Source organism: Allobosea sp. P4_C6 (assembly GCF_056402015.1).
In genome coordinates this window covers 116634-133517 of sequence record NZ_JBFUIF010000005.1, presented here as the reverse complement: position 1 = coordinate 133517, position 16884 = coordinate 116634, and the positions used below count along the sequence as shown (strand labels likewise).

The 16884-nt window shown below is 67.2% G+C and carries 12 protein-coding genes; 10 read left to right on the top strand and 2 right to left on the bottom strand.

Annotation, left to right across the window (positions count from 1 at the left end; translation table 11 throughout):
• Positions 1 to 6 precede the first annotated feature (6 nt).
• Positions 7 to 1341 (top strand): LLM class flavin-dependent oxidoreductase, encoded by a 1335-nt coding sequence (locus tag AC1DVA_RS05420; protein ID WP_476805248.1) that lies wholly within the window; start codon positions 7 to 9, stop codon positions 1339 to 1341.
• Between the two features lie 322 nt (positions 1342 to 1663).
• Here AC1DVA_RS05420 and AC1DVA_RS05415 read toward each other — a convergent pair whose 3' ends face one another.
• On the bottom strand, positions 1664 to 2347 hold the full coding sequence (locus AC1DVA_RS05415; protein WP_476805247.1) for an NAD(P)/FAD-dependent oxidoreductase: 684 nt from the start codon (positions 2345 to 2347) through the stop codon (positions 1664 to 1666).
• 131 nt (positions 2348 to 2478) lie between these two features.
• A complete protein-coding gene (locus AC1DVA_RS05410) occupies positions 2479 to 3411 on the bottom strand; it encodes a LysR substrate-binding domain-containing protein (protein WP_476805246.1) in 933 nt (310 codons plus the stop codon).
• 124 nt (positions 3412 to 3535) lie between these two features.
• On the opposite strand from AC1DVA_RS05410, the gene AC1DVA_RS05405 reads away from it, so the two are divergent.
• The 9 genes from AC1DVA_RS05405 to AC1DVA_RS05365 all read left to right on the top strand — a co-directional run bounded on the left by AC1DVA_RS05405 (position 3536) and on the right by AC1DVA_RS05365 (position 16839).
• A complete protein-coding gene (locus tag AC1DVA_RS05405; RefSeq protein WP_476805245.1) occupies positions 3536 to 5737 on the top strand; it encodes a molybdopterin-dependent oxidoreductase in 2202 nt (733 codons plus the stop codon).
• Positions 5734 to 6942: a CaiB/BaiF CoA transferase family protein gene (locus AC1DVA_RS05400; RefSeq protein ID WP_476805244.1), complete on the top strand. Its 1209-nt coding sequence runs from the start codon at positions 5734 to 5736 to the stop codon at positions 6940 to 6942. The genes AC1DVA_RS05405 and AC1DVA_RS05400 overlap by 4 nt, the downstream gene beginning before the upstream one ends.
• Positions 6943 to 7120: 178 nt before the next feature.
• The gene (locus AC1DVA_RS05395; RefSeq protein WP_476805243.1) at positions 7121 to 8587 is read left to right on the top strand and encodes a DUF1800 domain-containing protein; all 1467 of its coding nucleotides are present in this window, start codon (positions 7121 to 7123) and stop codon (positions 8585 to 8587) included.
• 5 nt (positions 8588 to 8592) lie between these two features.
• Positions 8593 to 9846 carry a DUF1501 domain-containing protein gene (locus AC1DVA_RS05390; protein WP_476805242.1) on the top strand — a complete coding sequence of 418 codons (1254 nt, stop codon included), beginning with the start codon at positions 8593 to 8595 and terminating at the stop codon, positions 9844 to 9846.
• Positions 9847 to 9965: 119 nt separating this feature from the next.
• Complete coding sequence (locus AC1DVA_RS05385; protein WP_476805241.1) at positions 9966 to 11501, top strand: CYTH and CHAD domain-containing protein; 1536 nt, start codon at positions 9966 to 9968, stop codon at positions 11499 to 11501.
• Between the two features lie 196 nt (positions 11502 to 11697).
• Positions 11698 to 13167, top strand: coding sequence for a M81 family metallopeptidase (locus AC1DVA_RS05380; RefSeq protein ID WP_476805240.1), 1470 nt, complete (start codon positions 11698 to 11700; stop codon positions 13165 to 13167).
• Positions 13168 to 13270: 103 nt separating this feature from the next.
• The gene (locus AC1DVA_RS05375) at positions 13271 to 14872 is read left to right on the top strand and encodes an ABC transporter substrate-binding protein (RefSeq protein ID WP_476805239.1); all 1602 of its coding nucleotides are present in this window, start codon (positions 13271 to 13273) and stop codon (positions 14870 to 14872) included.
• A 133-nt stretch (positions 14873 to 15005) separates the two neighbouring features.
• On the top strand, positions 15006 to 15947 hold the full coding sequence (locus tag AC1DVA_RS05370) for an ABC transporter permease (RefSeq protein ID WP_476805238.1): 942 nt from the start codon (positions 15006 to 15008) through the stop codon (positions 15945 to 15947).
• Positions 15948 to 15960: 13 nt separating this feature from the next.
• Positions 15961 to 16839 (top strand): ABC transporter permease, encoded by an 879-nt coding sequence (locus AC1DVA_RS05365; RefSeq protein ID WP_476805237.1) that lies wholly within the window; start codon positions 15961 to 15963, stop codon positions 16837 to 16839.
• Positions 16840 to 16884: the final 45 nt, after the last annotated feature.

Sequence of the window (16884 nt, the reverse complement as noted above, 5' to 3'; positions counted from 1 at the left end):
AATGCAATGACGACCGTCGACCAGAATGCCGGGAAGCCCCGCAGGCTCCATCTCGGCCTGTTCCACCAGCCGCTCGGCCGGCATCCGGCTGCATGGCGGCAGGACAGTGCGCAGGGCCATCCCGAGGATGTCGACTGGGCGATCCGGATCGCTCGCAAGGCCGAAGAAGGACTGTTCGACATGTTCTTCGTCGCGGATAACCTGGCTGGCCCGGAGCCGGGCGCCCAAGGCAAGGCCGGCGGACTCGAACCGCTGACGCTGCTGTCGGCGCTGGCGGTCACGACCTCGAAGATCGGTCTCGTCGGCACGATTTCGACCAGCTTCGCGGAACCCTACAATGTCGCGCGGCAGCTCGCCTCGCTCGACCACATCAGCCATGGCCGCGCGGGTTGGAACGTGGTCACCACCCAATCGGATCGCGCTGCCGAGAATTTCAGCCTCGCCGCGCTGCCGGATCACGCCACCCGCTATGTGCGCGCCGGCGAATTCGTCCATGTCGTCCGCGGCCTTTGGGATAGCTGGGCCGACGACGCCCTGATCATGGACAGGCGATCGGGAGTATTCCTCGATACGGCGCGGGTGCGCCTGCTGGAGCACAAGGGCGAGCATTTCGGCGTGCGCGGGCCGCTCAACATCTCGCGGCCGCCGCAGGGGCACCCCATCATCGTGCAGGCCGGCTCCTCGCAGGACGGCATAGGACTGGCTGCGTCCGAGGCGGATATCGCCTTCACGGCGCAGGATACGATCGAGGATTCGCTCGTCTATCGCGCGGCGCTGAGCGAGGCCGCGAGAGCCGCCGGCCGCAAGGCGCCGAGCCTTCCGATCCTGCCCGGCGTCATGCCGATCGTGGGGCGGACCGATGCCGAAGCGCGCGACAAATTCGCCGCTTTGCAGGAGCATACCGACATCGCCGCCGGCATCCGCCAACTGTCCGGGCGCTGGGGCTACGACCTCTCGCAGCATCCCCTCGACGGTCCCGTGCCGGAGCCGGGGGAACGCATCCATGGCGAAAGCCGGGTGCGCCTCCTGCTGAACAAGGCGCGGGCCGAGAACTACACGCTGCGCGAACTCGCCGCCCTCGCCATCGCATCGCATGGCCACCGCATCATCATCGGTTCGCCGCAGACCATCGCCGACGACCTTCAGAACTGGTTCGAGCAGGGCGCCGCCGACGGCTTCAACCTGATCCCGGCCTCGATGCCGGACGGGCTCGACGATTTCGTCGATCTCGTGATCCCCGTCCTCCAGGAACGCGGATTGTTCCGCCGTCATTACGAGGAAACCACCCTGCGCGAGCGCTTTGGCCTCGACATCCCCCGGCTAGCTGCTTTCACGAGCTGAGCGGCCGGCGGAAAGCCGCTTTCGACGGGGTTGAACGACCGTATCGGAAATGACGGCTAGCGCTCGGCTCCCGCCAGCCATTGCTCCCAGGCGATCTGGGCCTTCGCTCCTGCGCCCCTGAAGGGCTCTGGCGGCAGCCAGTTTGGGCCCTTCTGGGCCAACCGGTCTGTCAGGAGCTGGGATTGCGATCCGCATGCCAGCTCAGCCAGCAACTTGCCGTGAATCGTTCCGCGCGTGACGCCGGCGCCGCCGCATCCAGCCGAGACGAAAAGGCCTGGCCTGACCTGCCCGAACAGGAAGGCGCCGTTATGCGTCACCGCGGTCAGCCACCCCAGACATGCTCGAACTCATGCGTCCTCATCGCCGGAAAGCGGTTGCGATAGAGCTGGGTCAGCATCGCACGGACCGCGGCAGGTTCGCGTTCCCGCTCGTAGGAATCGCCGCTCCGGATCAGCAGGCGCCGACCCGTCTTCCGCATCGTCGTGCCCATCCGATGCGCAGGCAGCGCGCCCCATTGCGGCATTTCACCGAGAAGCTCCAGTTGATCCCGATCGAGCTCGGGCGTGAAGGCGCCATAGGTGTAGATGCCGATCATGCGGTCGCGAGCGAGCCCGAAGGCCCGGGCATGCAGGTTGTTCGTGATGAACACCCGGTCGGCGGTGAATTCGCCGCGGCTGGTCGCCACCGTGAACGGCGCTTCACCGCTCAGCGAATGCACCGTGGTGTTCTCCAGAAGCGTAACGCCCGCCGGCAGATGATCCGCGAGACCTCGATGAAGCGCGGCCGGTTGGACCAGGGCACGCGTCAGCGACTGGATTCCGCAGCGATAATAGGCGGTTCCGAGAATGCGCCGCAGGTCCTCGGCCGGATACGCCTTCGATGCGATGCCCCAGGTTTCGTAGCGACGGCGCGTCGCATGAAGGGAGCTTTCGCCTCGCGATGTCGCGGCGGCGGTGATCGCAGGGACGTCTTCCTGCCAGTCGCAGGCGATCGCATGGGCCGCCATGAGTTCGCGCAGCCAGTCCAGCCCCGCCTGGACCAGCCCGATCTGCCGGGCCGCCCAATCGCGGCCGAAGCCCGCTGCATTGGCGCTGGGCTCGCCGGGATTGATCAGCAGGTAGCCCGAATAATTTGAGGTTATTGATTGACGGGCGGCGCTCCTTTCCGGGCGTGCGCCGCGAAGGCCCGCGCCACCGGCGAAGGCTCGTTGCGCCGATAGGCCACCGCCAACTCGGCCAGCACCGGCTCGCCCGCGATGGCGCGGTAGCGCAGGCCGGGAACCTGGATGCTCCGGAGCGACTGCGGCACCAGCGCGACGCCGAGCCCGACGGCGACCATGCTGGCGATGGTGACGAAATCGCGTCCTTGCGGCCCCAGCCGCGGAAAGAAGCCGGCGGCGCGGCAGGCCGAGGTTGTATGCGCGTGAAAGCTGACACCCGCAGGGTGGCGCGGCGTGATGAAGATGTCGCCGTTGAGCGCCGACAGGGAAACCCGCTCCTGCTCCGCCAGGGGATGGTTCTCGGGCAGCGCCAGCATGATCTCCTCGAAGAGAACCGGCGTCGAGACGATGCCCAGCGGCAGCGGCACAGGCGGGCGAATGAAGCCGATATCCAGCTTGCCATGGTCCAGTTGGTCGAGCTGCTGCAACATCTCCATTTCGGAGATGTCGAGTTCGACCTCCGGATAGGCCTTGCGGAACTCGCCGATCATCGTGGTGAGTGCGCCGGTATAGGCGGCCGAGCCGACATAGCCGATGGCGATGCGCCCGAGCTCCCCTCTGCCTGCTCGGCGCGTCACCAGCAGTGCCGTTTCGGTCTGCTGGAGCGCCTTGCGCGCTTCCTCGGCGAAAAGCTCCCCCGCGAGCGTCAGCTTCACCGAGCGGCGGGTTCGGTCGAAGAGCTGCGTGCCGACGATCTCTTCCAGATTCTTGATCTGCTGGCTGAGACCGGGCTGCGCGATGCGTAAGCGTTCGGCCGCCCGGCCGTAATTCAGCTCCTCGGCGGTCGCGAGGAAATAGCGCAGATGCCTCAGTTCGAGCATCGCGCTGCTGGGACGTCGGCCTGGCGCCATCGGTCATGCCTCGCATTGAGAAGTTTTAATTCTTGAAATCGATCAGTCAGGATATTGGACCGATATGACCTCGCTCAGCAATATCGCCGGACCACCGATGCCCGCGTGCCCAGGCGAGTTGCGCATGGATTGTCCTCGACCGCCCTCGCGCGGCCTGCCTCACAGCGCCCATTGGGGCAGCTTCTTTGCCCGCCGCGACGGCGATCGATTGGTGCTGACGCCCCATCCGGAAGATCCCGCCCCGTCGCCGATCCTCGGCAACTTCACCGACGCGCTGGATCACAAGGCCAGGATTCGCCGGCCGATGGTTCGCCGCGGCTGGCTCGAAGCCGGTCCCGGCCGGCGTGAGCGGGATTTCCGCGACGATCTCGTCGCGGTCGGCTGGGACGAGGTGCTGGATCGTCTGGCCTCCGAAATCGGCCGTGTCCGGACGAGCTTCGGGCCGCAGGCCATTTATGGCGGCTCCTATGGCTGGGCGAGCGCCGGGCGTTTCCATCATGCTCAGAGCCAGATCCATCGCTTCTTCAACGTGGCGTGCGGCGGCTATGTCCGCTCCGTCAACAGCTACAGCGCCGGGGCGTCGTCCGTCATCCTGCCGCATGTGCTGGGGCCGTTCGAGAACCTGTCCCGGCGCAACGTCACCTGGGAGCAGATCGCCGATCACACCGACTTCGTGCTCGCCTTCGGCGGCATGCCGTTGAAGAACTCGATGATCGCCAGCGGCGGCATCACCCGCCATATCGAACCCGACGCGATGTCGCGGGCCGCCGCGCGCGGCTGCGCCTTCTGGTCCGTGAGCCCGCTTCGCGACGACATGCCGGACGATGCCCGTCCGCATTGGCTGCCGATCCGCCCGGGCACCGATGTCGCGCTGATGCTCGGTATCGCCCGGACGCTGATCGCGGAAAATCTGCACGACCAAGCGTTCCTCGATCGGTACTGCGTCGGCTTCGACCGCTTCGCCGCCTATCTCGGTGGCAAGGACGACGGCACCGTCAAGGACGCCGAATGGGCGGCCGCAATTACCGGCGTCGATGCCGGCACCATCCGCGAGATCGCCCGCAGGCTGGTCGGCGGTCGCAGCCTCGTCACGGTCGCCCACGCTCTCCAGCGCGCCCAATATGGCGAGCAGCCGGTCTGGATGGCCGCCGTCCTGGCGGCGATGGTCGGCCAGATCGGCCTTCCGGGGGGTGGCTATAACATGCTGCTCGGCCCCGGGACACCGTTCGAATATAACGGGCAGACGCTGGCCTATCCCGACATCAGGCTGATCTACTGGGCCGGCGGCAATCCCTTCCACCACCACCAGGACCTCAACCGGTTGCGGCGCGCCTTCTCGCAGGTCGACACCATCATCTGCCAGGACAGCGCCTGGACGCCGATGGCGCGTTTCGCCGATATCGTCCTGCCCGCCACCATGTCGCTGGAACGTGACGATATCGGCGCCGCGGCGACAGATCCCCGCCTGATCGCGATGAAGCGCATCGCCGAGCCGGTCGGCGAGGCCCGCGACGATTTCGAGATATTCCGCGGCCTCGCGCAGCGTATGGGCTGCGAGGCTGCCTTCACCGAGGGGCGCACGGCTCCGCAATGGCTGGAGCATCTCTACGAGCCGACCCGCGAGGCACTCGCGGCGCAGGGCCATCCCGCGCCGTCCTTTGCCGAGTTCTGGGAAAACGGCGAGATCCCGCTGCCATCGGCGCCGGATGATGGCGGGCTGCTGCGTGCCTTCCGCGCGGACCCCGAACGCAATGCCTTGCCGACGCCGAGCGGGCGGATCGAGATCTTCTGCGAGACGATCGCAGGTTTCGGCTACGACGATTGCCCCGGCCATCCCGCCTGGCTGCCGGCCACCGAGCAGCCCGACGCATTCGCGCCGCTGACGCTGATCGCCAACCAGCCGGCGACGCGGCTGCATAGCCAGCTCGATTTCGGCGCCTACAGCCAATCGGCGAAACGGCATGGCCGTGAGGTCGTACGGCTGAACCCGCAAGACGCGGCCGAGCGCGGCATAGCGGACGGCGATCTCGTGCGGATATTCAACGGCCGGGGCGCCTGTCTGGCCGCAGCCCAGCTCAGCGACGGCGTCATGCCCGGTGTTGCCAACCTTTCGACCGGGGCCTGGTACGATCCGGTCGAGGACGGCAGCGACCAGCCCCTCTGCCGCCATGGCAACCCGAACGTGGTGACGCGCGACATCGGCACCTCGCGGCTGGCCCAAGGGAGCTGCGGACAGGTCACCACGGTCCAATGCGCGCGATACGAAGGGGAACCCTCGCCCATACGCGCCTATGATCCGCCCCGTGACGCGAGCGAATTGCCATGAGCGGTCCTTTGGCCGGCATCCGGGTCCTCGACATGACCTCCGTGCTGATGGGTCCCTATGCGACCTCGATCCTCGGAGACATGGGCGCCGACATCATCAAGCTGGAATCGCCCGAGGGCGATCTCATCCGCCAGGTAGGGCCCAGCCGAAGCGGCGCGATGGGCGGCATGTTCATGCATGCCAACCGCTCGAAGCGCAGCATCGTGGTCGATCTCAAGAAGCCCGCCGGCCGGGATGTCGCGCTCGATCTCGCGCGGACCGCGGACGTGCTCGTCTACAACCTGCGGCCGCAGGCGATGGAGCGGCTCGGCCTCGGCTACGAGGCAGTCGCCAAGGCCAGGGCGGACATCATCTATGTCGGCACTTTCGGCTTCGGGCAGGATGGTCCCTACGCCGCCAAGCCCGCCTATGACGATCTCGTTCAGGGCTTGTGTGCCGTGCCGGCGCTCATCGCCGATGCCGGTGACGGAACACCGCGCTATGCGCCCATCAACATCGCCGACCGCGTCGTCGGGCTGCATGCGCTTGCGGTGATCCTGGCGGCCCTGCGCCATCGCGACCGGACGAGGCAGGGGCAGCGCATCGACGTCCCGATGTTCGAGACGATGGCGAGCTTCGTCCTCGGCGACCATCTCGGCGGCTTGAGCTATGATCCTCCTTTGGACGACGGCGGATATGCCCGCCTCCTTGCGCCGGACCGCAGGCCGTTCCGAACGGCGGACGGATATCTCTGTGCGGTCATCTATACCGACCGTCACTGGCAGCGCTTCATCGACATCGCCGGGCGCGACGACTGGCGCGGCGATCCGCGTTTTGCGAGCCATGCCAGCCGCACCCGCAATATGGCCGGGATCATGGCGAGCGTCGCGGCGATATTCCTCACCCGTTCGACGGCCGAGTGGGAGCGCCTGCTTGGCGAGGCGGATATCCCGCACGCACGCATGCACACGCTGGATTCGCTTCTCAGCGATCCGCATCTGGTCGAGGTGGGGTTCTTCCCGACCTCGGAACACCCTTCGGAGGGGCCTGTCCGAACAATGCGTGTCGCTTCGCAGTGGAGCGCCAGCCAGCCCGAGCCGGAGAAACCCGCTCCCCGCCTCGGAGAGCACAGCCGGGAAGTGCTCGCGGAAGCCGGATATTCTGCAAAGGAGGTGCAACGGCTGGTCGCAGCGGGTGTCGTGACCTGTCTGGAAGCGCGGGACTGAGCGGCAAATGGAGCATGGCCTTGAAGCAGGGCCGAGCCCAGCACCGACAAAAAACTGCTGAAATAGCAATCTTCGGGCGTTCTCCCGCGGCACATTTGCCGAATTGTCATGAATCCCTTCGGTTTTTCGCCATAGTCGCTGCCGATGCTGTCGCTCGTGATCAGCGGAGGCCGATGGCATGGCGGAGTCGGGCGATCCAAAGGCGGGGGCCGTCGCCCTCCAGCGCTTCGGCCTCGGGCAGAAGCCGGGGCAGGGCGAGGCGATGCGCCGGGAGGCGCGGGACCGCCTGCTCGCCGAGATCGACGCCGGCCCCGTCGCACAGCCGCAGGGCGTGCCGTTCTCGGGCGCGGCCGAGATCGGCAAGGCACTCTACGCCTTCGAGGATGAGGAAAAGCGCGAGCGGGAAGCGAAACGCCCGGCCGCGCAGCAGCCCGCTCCGGGCATGCAGGTCGCGGCTGCGATGCAGGGCGAGGCTCAAGCCGACGCGGCCCGTGGCCAGATGGCGCCGCCGCCCAAGCCGCCGAACGAGCCGGCGCTGCCCTACCGCACCTATCGCGACGAGGTGAAGGCGCGTGTCGCCCTGGCGCTGGCCGCCGAAACCGGCCTCGGCGAGCGGCTGACCCTGTTCTGGTCCAACCATTTCTGCATCGGCGCGACCAAGAGCAACATCTGCCGGATCATGGCGGGCGCCTATGAGCGCGAGGCGATCCGCCCGCATGTCTTCGGGCGTTTCGAAGACATGCTGGTCGCGGCCGAGAGCCATCCGGCGATGCTGGACTTCCTCGACAACCGCCAGTCCGTCGGCCCGAATTCGACGGTGGGCCGGCGCCAGCGGCGCGGGCTCAACGAGAACCTCGCGCGCGAGATCATGGAGTTGCATACGCTCGGCGTCTCCGGCGGCTACAGCCAGGCTGACGTCACCAATCTCGCCCGCATCATCACCGGCTGGACGGTCGTGGGTCGCGAGGGCGTTCTCGGCTTTCCCGGCTCCTTCGCCTTCAATGCCGGGTTGCACGAGCCGGGCGTGACTCCGCTGCTCGGCCGTTCCTACGATCAGCCGGGGCGTGCGCAGGGCGTGGCGGCGCTGACCGATCTCGCCCGCCATCCCGCGACGGCCCATTTCATCGCGACGAAGCTCGTGCGCCATTTCGTGGCTGATGATCCGCCGCCGAAGCTGGTCGATCTCCTGGTCGCCACCTTCCGCCAGAGCGGCGGCGACTTGCCTTCGCTCTACCGGGCGCTGATCGGCAGCAATGAAGCGTGGACGGCGCCGGCGACGAAGATGCGTTCGCCGCAGGAGTTCCTGCTCGCCTCCTATAGGGCGCTCGACCGCCAGCCCGATTTCGGCCAGATCAACGGGCCTTTGACCGCGATGGGGCAGCCTTTCTGGCAGCCTTCGGGGCCGAACGGCTACGCCGACGACAACGCCGCCTGGGCCTCGGCCGAGGGCGTCAAGACACGCATCGACGTTGCCGCCGGCTGGGGGCGGCAGGCGGCGAATGCGGTGCCGGATCCGCGCAGCCTGACCGACGATATCCTGGGGCCGATCCTCTCGCCCGAGACGCGGCAGGCGGTGGCGCGGGCCGAGAGCCGGCAGCTGGCGCTCGCGCTCCTGCTGATGTCGCCCGAATTCCAGCGGAGGTGACGGTGATGGATCATCACGACGACGACGATGATGACTGCGAACGCATGACGCCGTCGCGGCGCGCCGTCCTCGGCGCCGCGGGCGCGCTCTTTGCATGGTCCTTCGTGCCGAAATTCGCTTATGCCGCAGCGGGCGCGCGCGACCCCCGCTTCCTGCTGGTGGTCCTGCGCGGCGCGCTCGACGGTCTTTCGGCCGTGCCGCCGATCGGCGACCCCGGCTATGCCGATCTGCGCGAGGGCATCGCGCTCGCCAAGGATGGCCCCGACGCCGCGTTGCCGCTCGACGGCTTCTTCTATCTGCATCCGGCGATGCCGAATCTGGCGCGGCTCTACCGGCAGGGCCACGCTGCCATCGTCCATGCCGCCGCGACCGGCTATCGCGAACGCTCGCATTTCGACGGGCAGGACGTGCTGGAGAGCGGCCAGCCCGGCCCGGGACGCACCGCTTCGGGCTGGCTCAACCGTCTGCTCGCCGGCCTTCCGGCGGGAGAAAGCGTTGCGCGCAAGGGCTTGCTCGGCGTCGGCGTCGTGCCGCCGCTGGTGGTGCGCGGCGAGGCGTCGGTGCTCGGCTGGGCGCCGCCGCGCATGGCGCGGGCCGGCGCCGACCTGACGATGCGGCTCGCCGATCTCTATGGCCAGCGCGATCCCGGCCTTGCGGCGGCGCTGAGCCAGGCGATCGAGACGCAAAGGCTGGCGCAGCAACGCGGCATCGACGGCAAGATGGGCGGCGGCGGCCCGGATACGGCCGATGGCATGCGACGCATCGCAGAGGGGGCTGCCGCGCTCGTCGGCGCCGATGACGGGCCGCGCATCGCCGCGCTGGCCTTCGAGGGCTGGGACACTCACGCCAACGAAGGCGGCGCCAAGGGCCGGCTCGCGACGCTGCTCGGCGGGCTCGAGGGTGCCTTCGCCGCGTTGGAGCAGGGGCTGGCGCCGGTCTGGAAGGATACGGTGGTGATGGTCGCGACGGAGTTCGGACGCACGGCCGCGGTCAACGGCACGGTCGGCACCGACCACGGCACCGGTACGGTCGCGTTCCTCGTCGGCGGGGCGGTCAAGGGCGGTCGCATCATCGCCGACTGGCCCGGCCTGAAGCCGGAGCAGCTCTACCAGAACCGCGATCTGAGGCCCACGACGGATATCCGCGCCGTGGCGAAGGGCGTGGTGGCCGATCTGTTCGGCCTCTCCGGGCCGGTTCTGGCGGAGAAGGTGTTCCCGGACACCGGCGATCTCAGGCCGATGCAAGGTCTGGTGGTGTGACGGACAGGCCCGCGCCGACTCGCTTCTGGGGCGAGCCGCTGCGACCGGCTTCAATGCTATACTGGCGTGAGACAAGAGCGCCCTGTCCTTGTCTTCACCGGGAGCGCCAGGTCCAAGGCATGACCGACCCGACGGAAGTCGAGCTCAAGCTGGTTTGCGATGCGGCGGATTTGGCCACGCTGCGGCAATGGCCGCGTTTTGCCGCGGCTGAGGCGAAAAGCGAGGATCGGTTGGAGTCGATCTATTTCGACACGCCGGAGCGCCTCCTGCAGGGATGCGGTTACGTCCTGCGGGTGAGGCGGACGAAGGATGGCTACGTACAGACCATGAAAGCCGGCGGCGACGGCCTGATCGAGCGCCCCGAATGGGAGGCGGAGGTCGGCGGCCCCGAACCGGATCGCGACGCCCTGGACAAGACGCCACTGGCGAAGCTGCTTGGCAGGAAGGCGAAGCTCGTCGCCTTGTTCACCGTCTCGGTCGAACGTGCCACCTGCCTGATGGAGCATGGGAACTCGCAGATCGAAGTCGCGCTGGACCAAGGGTGCGTCACGAACTCTCGCGGGGAGGACGGCGCTGAGACCGCCGCCATCAGCGAGATCGAGCTGGAGCTGAAGACCGGAACGGCTGGCGACCTCTTCACGCTTGCGCGGGAAATCGGCACGCGCGTGCCGGTCCGTCTCGGAGTGGCGAGCAAGTCGGAGCGCGGGTTCGGCCTGATCGACGGGCAAGCTGATCGGGTCCGCAAGGCCGAGCCGGTCGCCCTGTCGGAGGACATGTCGGCAGCAGATGCCTTTCGTGCCGTCGCCCATGGCTGCCTGCGCCAGTTCCGGCTGAACGAGGACATCCTGCTCGATCGGCGCGACGCCGCCGCCCTGCATCAGGCCCGCGTTGCGGTGCGCAGGCTGCGTTCGGCGATGTCCCTGTTCAAGGATGTGCTGGACGACGACCGGCTCAAGGACATCAAGGCGGGATTGAAGCGCCTGTCGGAGCCTTTGGGGCGAGCCCGGAATCTCGATGTCTTCCTTTCGGAAACGCTGCCGGCGGAGAGGTCCCGACATCCCGACCAGGTCGAACTCCTCAACCTGGAGAAGCATCTCGAAAGCCAGCGCACCGAAGTCTACCTTGCCGTGGACGAGATGCTGCGTTCGGAGGAATGGCGGCATTTCCTGATCGATCTTGTCGCGTGGATCAACGCCGGCCCGTGGCTGTCCGAAGCGAACGCCGCCGAGCGCGACCAGGCCGTCCTGCCGTTCGCCTCGCGCCAGCTCGACAAGCGCAGGCGGCAGGTCAGGAAGCGTGGCCGGCATCTCGCGGCGTTGGACCCGGAGGAGCGGCACCAGGTCCGGATCGCCGCGAAGAAGCTGCGCTATGGCGCCGAGTTCTTCGCTGGTCTCTACGAGGGCAAGAAGGAGCGGAAACGCCGGAAGGCTTTTGCATCGGCTCTTGCGAAACTGCAGGACAGCCTCGGCACGCTCAACGACATCGCCTCCGGCCATCAGCTGCTCGAACATGTGGCGGGTTCGGATGCCGGCGGCTCCGTCCAGTTCGCCGCGGGGCTGGCGACGGCGGACATCGGCGCGAAGGAGCGGAAGCTGCTCGCATCCGCCGTCGGGGCGCATGAAGATCTGGTCGAGCTCCGGCCGTTCTGGCAGTGAGCGGATCGTTGCGGGCAGGGAACACTGCATGACGATGGTGGACCGCGCGCTGGTGAGCGATCGCATCCAGGACGCTGCCATCGTGCTCGAATTATGTGCCGCCATGCTGCATGCGCAAAACTTCATGGTTTGCATTGCGGCTTGACTCTGGCTTCCCGGCCAATCGAACATGGCGCGACATTCGGGAAGGTGACCTATGCGCCTGTTCGCTGCCTCGCTCGCAACCGAAACGAACACCTTCTCTCCCATTCCGACATCCCGGGCCAATTTCGAGGCCTCGGCCTATTTTCCGGCCGGCCAGCATCCCGATCGCGCCACCCATTGCACGGCGCCCCTTTATGTCGCGCGGCAGCGGGCCGAACGCGACGGCTTCGAGCTCGTCGAAGGCTCCTGCTTCTGGGCCGAGCCATCCGGAACCTGCGCCAAGGCCGACTATGAGGAGATGCGCGACGAGATCCTTGCCCAGCTCAAGGCCGCATTGCCCGTCGACGGCGTCCTGCTCGGATTGCACGGCGCCATGGTCGCGCATGGCTATGATGATTGCGAGGGCGACATCCTCGATCACGTCCGCGCCATCGTCGGCCCCTCCGTGCCGATCGGCGTCGAGCTCGATCCGCACTGCCACCTGACGGAGAAGCGCGTCCGCCTTGCCGATGCGATCATCCTCTACAAGGAATATCCGCATATCGACTTCGTCGAGCGGGCGGAGGAACTCGTCGATATCATCCTCGGCACCGTGCGCGGCGAGATCAGGCCGGTGATGTCGCTCTATGACTGCCGCATGATCGAGCTGGTGCCGACGACGCGCGAGCCCGGACGCTCCTTCGTCGATCGGATGAGCGCGCTCGAAGGTAAGGATGGCGTGCTCTCGGTTTCGCTGGCACATGGCTTCCAGCAGGGAGACGTGCCCGAGATCGGCACCCGCGTCCTCGTCGTTACCGACAACGACAAGGCTGGAGGGGATGCGCTCGCGGTGAAGCTCGGCGAGGAGTTCCGTTCGCTCAAGGGGCAGTTCGCCCCGCCCGTCGTTCCGCTCGACGAGGCGCTCGACCGTGCCCTCGGCAGCGCTGCCAATGGCCCGAGCGTCATCGCGGATTCGACCGACAATGCCGGCGGCGGCGCGGCCTCCGACAACACCAACATCATCCACCGCCTGCGCGAGCGCGGCATCCGCGACGCGGCCATCGGGCCCGTCTGGGATCCGGTCGCGGTGGAGTTCTGCCTGACCGCCGGCGTGGGCGCCACCATCCCGCTGCGCTTCGGCGGCAAGGCGGCCTCGACCTCCGGCACGCCGGTCGACGGGGAGGTGACGGTGCTCGGCGCCATCCGCAACGGCACTCAGAGCTTCGGCACCGCGAAGGTGCCGATCGGCAACGCGGTCGGCATCCGCATCGACGGCATCGATGTCGCGCTCCTCTCGCACCGCACGCAGGCGCTGGGGCTCGAGATCTTCACCAGCGTCGGCATCGAGCCGACGCAGAAGCGCATCGTCAGCGTCAAGTCGACAAATCACTTCCACGCCGCCTACGGACCCATCGCAAGCGAGGTGATCTACACCGACGGCGGTGGCCCTTCGCATCTCGACGTGCGCAAATACCCCTACCGCAAGATCAACCGGCCGCTCTGGCCGCATGATCCGCTCCCGCCGGGCCGGCTCGTCGTCTGACGCCGCATGCACCGGATGGACCAGGAGAATTGATGCCATGACCCGCTGAGGGCCAGACGAGGCGAATGCCCGCGGCCCGATCCACAACGAGGAGGAGAACGACATGAACACGACACGCCGTCGCTTCGTACAGGGCGGGCTGGCCACCGGCGCGATCGTCGCCGCTCCGGCCACGATCCGCGCCCAGACCACGCCTCCCGTGGCGCGCACCATCCGCGCCGTCCTGCATGGCGATCTTCGCGTCTTCGATCCGATCTGGACGACCGCGAACATGACCTCCTACCACGCCGGCATGGTCTACGACACGCTGTTCGGCGTGAACGACAAATACGAACCGCAGCCCCAGATGGTCTCGAAATGGTCGCTCTCGGACGACCGCAAGACCTATAGCTTCGAGCTGCGCGACGGTTTGCGCTTCACCGACGGTACGCCGGTGACGGCGAAGGATTGCGTCGCCTCGATCCGGCGCTGGGGCGCCCGCGACGGCGGCGGCCAGCACATGATGGCTCGCCTCGCCGACACGCCGGTGAAGGACGACAAGAATTTCCAGATCGTGATGAAGGAGCCTTACGGGCTCGTGGTCGAGTGGCTGGCCAAGGCGGCCACCAATGTCTGCTACGTCATGCGCGAGAAAGAGGCGCAGACCGACCCCAACCAGCAGATCAGCACCATCCTCGGCTCCGGGCCCTTCCTCTTCAACGAGGGCGCCGTCGTCCAGGGGCAGCGCTACGTCTACGACCGCAATCCGAACTATGTGCCGCGTTCGGAGCCGGCCGTCTTCACCGCCGGCGGCAAGGTGGTGAACGTCGACCGCGTCGTCTACGAGAACATCGCCGACGAGGCGACGGCGATCGCCGCGATCCGCGCCGGCGAGATCGACATGATCGAATACCCCAATGTCGACCTGCTCGACTCGCTGGCCGGCGAGAAGGAGATCAAGCTCGAGGTGCTGAACAAGCAGGGGCAGCTCGGCTGGGCGCGTGTGAACTGGCTCCATCCGCCGTTCAACAACGTCAAGGCCCGCCAGGCGATGCTGCACCTGATCCACCCCACCGAGGTGATGAAGGCGACCTTCGGCGACGAGAAGTATTTCCGCGGCTGTTCCTCGCTCTTCGGCATGGGAACGCCGATGGAGAACGACGCTAATATCGACTGGTTCAAGACGGCGCCGAACCTCGACAAGGCCAGGCAGCTCGTCAAGGAATCCGGCTATGACGGGCGCCCGGCCGTGGTGCTGCAGGCGACCAACATCGCCTATATGAACAACGCCGCCAACCTGATCGCGCAATGGATGCGGCAGGCCGGCTTCAACGTCTCGCTGCAGGCCTCCGACTGGGGCGCGGTCGTCACCCGCCGCGCCGTCAAGGCAGCGCCGGACCAGGGCGGCTGGAACGTCTTCTTCACCTCCGGCTCGGTCAACGCCTTCGGCAATCCCGTCTCGCTCAGCGGCCACGCCGCCAATGGCGAGAAGGGCTGGTTCGGCTGGCCGACCAACGAACTGCACGAGCAATTGCGCGACAAATGGGCCGGAGCCTCGACCGACGCCGAGCGTAAGCAGATCGCCCGCGATATCCAGCAGAACGCCTGGGATTTCGTGCCGCATGCGTATTTCGGCCAATGGTTCCAGCCGGCGGCCCTGCGAAACCTGACGGGCCTGATCGGCATGCCCGAGCTGATCCCGTTCTGGAACGTCAGAAAGGGCTGAGCGCCCTGCCGAGCCCTGCATCCGATCTCCGGGACCCACCATCGGCGGGCCCCGGCCGCAACGTCGCCTTTCGCGGGCGATCGCGCGGCTGCGGCCCGCGCAACGACCTAGCCGACGGAGGACGACCGGAGCCATGCTGAGCTATCTCGCACAACGCCTGGCATCGACCATTCTGGTGATGACGCTGGTCGGCATCTTCGTCTTTCTGCTGCTGCATCTTTCGGCGGGCGACCCGGCCGCCATCATCGCCGGCGACTACGCCACGCCGCAGCAGATCGTCGCCATCCGCCAGCGCCTCGGTCTCGACGATCCCCTGCTCGTCCAGTTCGGGCGCTGGGCGCTGCGCGTCGTGCAGGGCGATCTCGGCGTCTCGATCTTCTCCAGCACCCCGGTCTCGACCCTGATCCTGCAGCGCCTGGAGCCGACGCTGTCGCTGGCCGTGCTGACGATGCTCTTCGCCGTCACGATCGCGGTGACCTTCGGCGTGCTGGCGGCCTGGAAGGCGGGCCGCCCCATAGACCGGCTGTTGATGGGCTTTTCCGTGCTCGGCTTCTCGATGCCGACCTTCGTCGTCGGCTATGGGCTGATCTACATCTTCGCCATCGAGCTGCGCTGGCTGCCCGTGCAGGGCTACCGGCCGATCCTGGACGGGATCGGCCCCTGGTTTCTCCACCTCATTCTGCCGACCGTGACGCTCGGCCTCGCCTATGTCGCGCTGATCGCCCGCATGACGCGCGCCTCGATACAGGAGGTTCTGGAGGAGGACTATATCCGCACCGCCAACGCCAAGGGCGTTCCGGCCCGCACGATGCTGATGAAGCATGCGCTCAAGAACGCCGGCGTGCCGATCATCACCGTGATCGGCATCGGCGTCGCGCTCCTGATCGGCGGCGTGGTGATCACCGAGACCGTATTCAATATCCCCGGCGTCGGCCGGCTGGTCGTCGATGCCATCTCGAAGCGCGATTATCCGATCATCCAGGGCGTGATCCTCGTCTTCTCCGGCGTCTACGTGCTGATCAATCTGGCGGTCGATCTGTCCTATTCGCTTATCGATCCGCGCATCCGGCATTGAGGGAGCGCGACCGATGACCGTGATCACCGCTCCGCCCGTCGTTCCTTCCTCCGGCAACCAGATCGCTCGCTTGGGCCGCTTCGCGCGCCGCAACCCGACGGTGCTGCTCGGTGCCGCCATCCTGATCTTCTTCCTCGGCATCGCCGTCGTGGCGCCGCTGATCGCCGGCGATCCGATGATGAAGCTGCCGACCCGGCGCCTGCAGCCGCCGTCGCAGGCACTGTGGTTCGGCACCGACCATCTCGGCCAGGATGTCTTCGCCCGCACCGTCTATGGCGCACGCGTCTCGCTCATCGTCGGCTTCAGCGTCGCGACGATCTCGATCCTCGTCGGCCTGACGATCGGCCTCTTCGCCGGCTATTACCGCTGGTTCGACGGTATCGTCATGCGGCTCATGGACGGGCTGATGGCGATCCCCGCCATCCTGCTGGCGATCGCCATGGTCTCCCTCAACCAGGGCAGCATCGGCATCGTCATCGCAGCGATCTCGATCCCGGAGCTGCCGCGCGTCGTCAGGCTGGTGCGTTCCATCGTGCTCAGCGTCAAGGAACTGCCCTTCGTCGAGGCCGCGATCGCCTGCGGCGCGCGCACGCCCCGGATTCTGTTCCGCCACATCATGCCGAGCACGATTGCGCCCCTGATCGTGCAGGCCACCTATATCTGCGCCTCCGCCATCCTGGTCGAGGCCTCGCTGTCATTCCTCGGTGCCGGCGTTCCGCCGGAAGTCCCGAGCTGGGGCAACATGATCGCGTCGAGCCGCCTCTATCTCGCCCGCGCACCCTGGACGATCTTCTGCCCGGCGATTGCGCTGGCGCTGGTGGTGCTGGCGGTGAACCTGCTCGGCGACGGCCTGCGGGACCGGCTCGATCCCCGTCTCTCGCGGCGATTATAGGAGCTTAATACGGGTTTCCGCCGCCGTGAACCCATAGTTCCACTC

What these genes read in the sequence shown, in the direction of transcription:
- AC1DVA_RS05420 (WP_476805248.1), top strand. Translation starts at nt 7, where the DNA reads ATGACGACCGTCGACCAGAATGCCGGGAAGCCCCGCAGGCTCCATCTC.
- AC1DVA_RS05415 (WP_476805247.1), bottom strand. Translation starts at nt 2,347, where the DNA reads ATGGCGGCCCATGCGATCGCCTGCGACTGGCAGGAAGACGTCCCTGCG.
- AC1DVA_RS05410 (WP_476805246.1), bottom strand. Translation starts at nt 3,411, where the DNA reads ATGGCGCCAGGCCGACGTCCCAGCAGCGCGATGCTCGAACTGAGGCAT.
- AC1DVA_RS05405 (WP_476805245.1), top strand. Translation starts at nt 3,536, where the DNA reads ATGGATTGTCCTCGACCGCCCTCGCGCGGCCTGCCTCACAGCGCCCAT.
- AC1DVA_RS05400 (WP_476805244.1), top strand. Translation starts at nt 5,734, where the DNA reads ATGAGCGGTCCTTTGGCCGGCATCCGGGTCCTCGACATGACCTCCGTG.
- AC1DVA_RS05395 (WP_476805243.1), top strand. Translation starts at nt 7,121, where the DNA reads ATGGCGGAGTCGGGCGATCCAAAGGCGGGGGCCGTCGCCCTCCAGCGC.
- AC1DVA_RS05390 (WP_476805242.1), top strand. Translation starts at nt 8,593, where the DNA reads ATGGATCATCACGACGACGACGATGATGACTGCGAACGCATGACGCCG.
- AC1DVA_RS05385 (WP_476805241.1), top strand. Translation starts at nt 9,966, where the DNA reads ATGACCGACCCGACGGAAGTCGAGCTCAAGCTGGTTTGCGATGCGGCG.
- AC1DVA_RS05380 (WP_476805240.1), top strand. Translation starts at nt 11,698, where the DNA reads ATGCGCCTGTTCGCTGCCTCGCTCGCAACCGAAACGAACACCTTCTCT.
- AC1DVA_RS05375 (WP_476805239.1), top strand. Translation starts at nt 13,271, where the DNA reads ATGAACACGACACGCCGTCGCTTCGTACAGGGCGGGCTGGCCACCGGC.
- AC1DVA_RS05370 (WP_476805238.1), top strand. Translation starts at nt 15,006, where the DNA reads ATGCTGAGCTATCTCGCACAACGCCTGGCATCGACCATTCTGGTGATG.
- AC1DVA_RS05365 (WP_476805237.1), top strand. Translation starts at nt 15,961, where the DNA reads ATGACCGTGATCACCGCTCCGCCCGTCGTTCCTTCCTCCGGCAACCAG.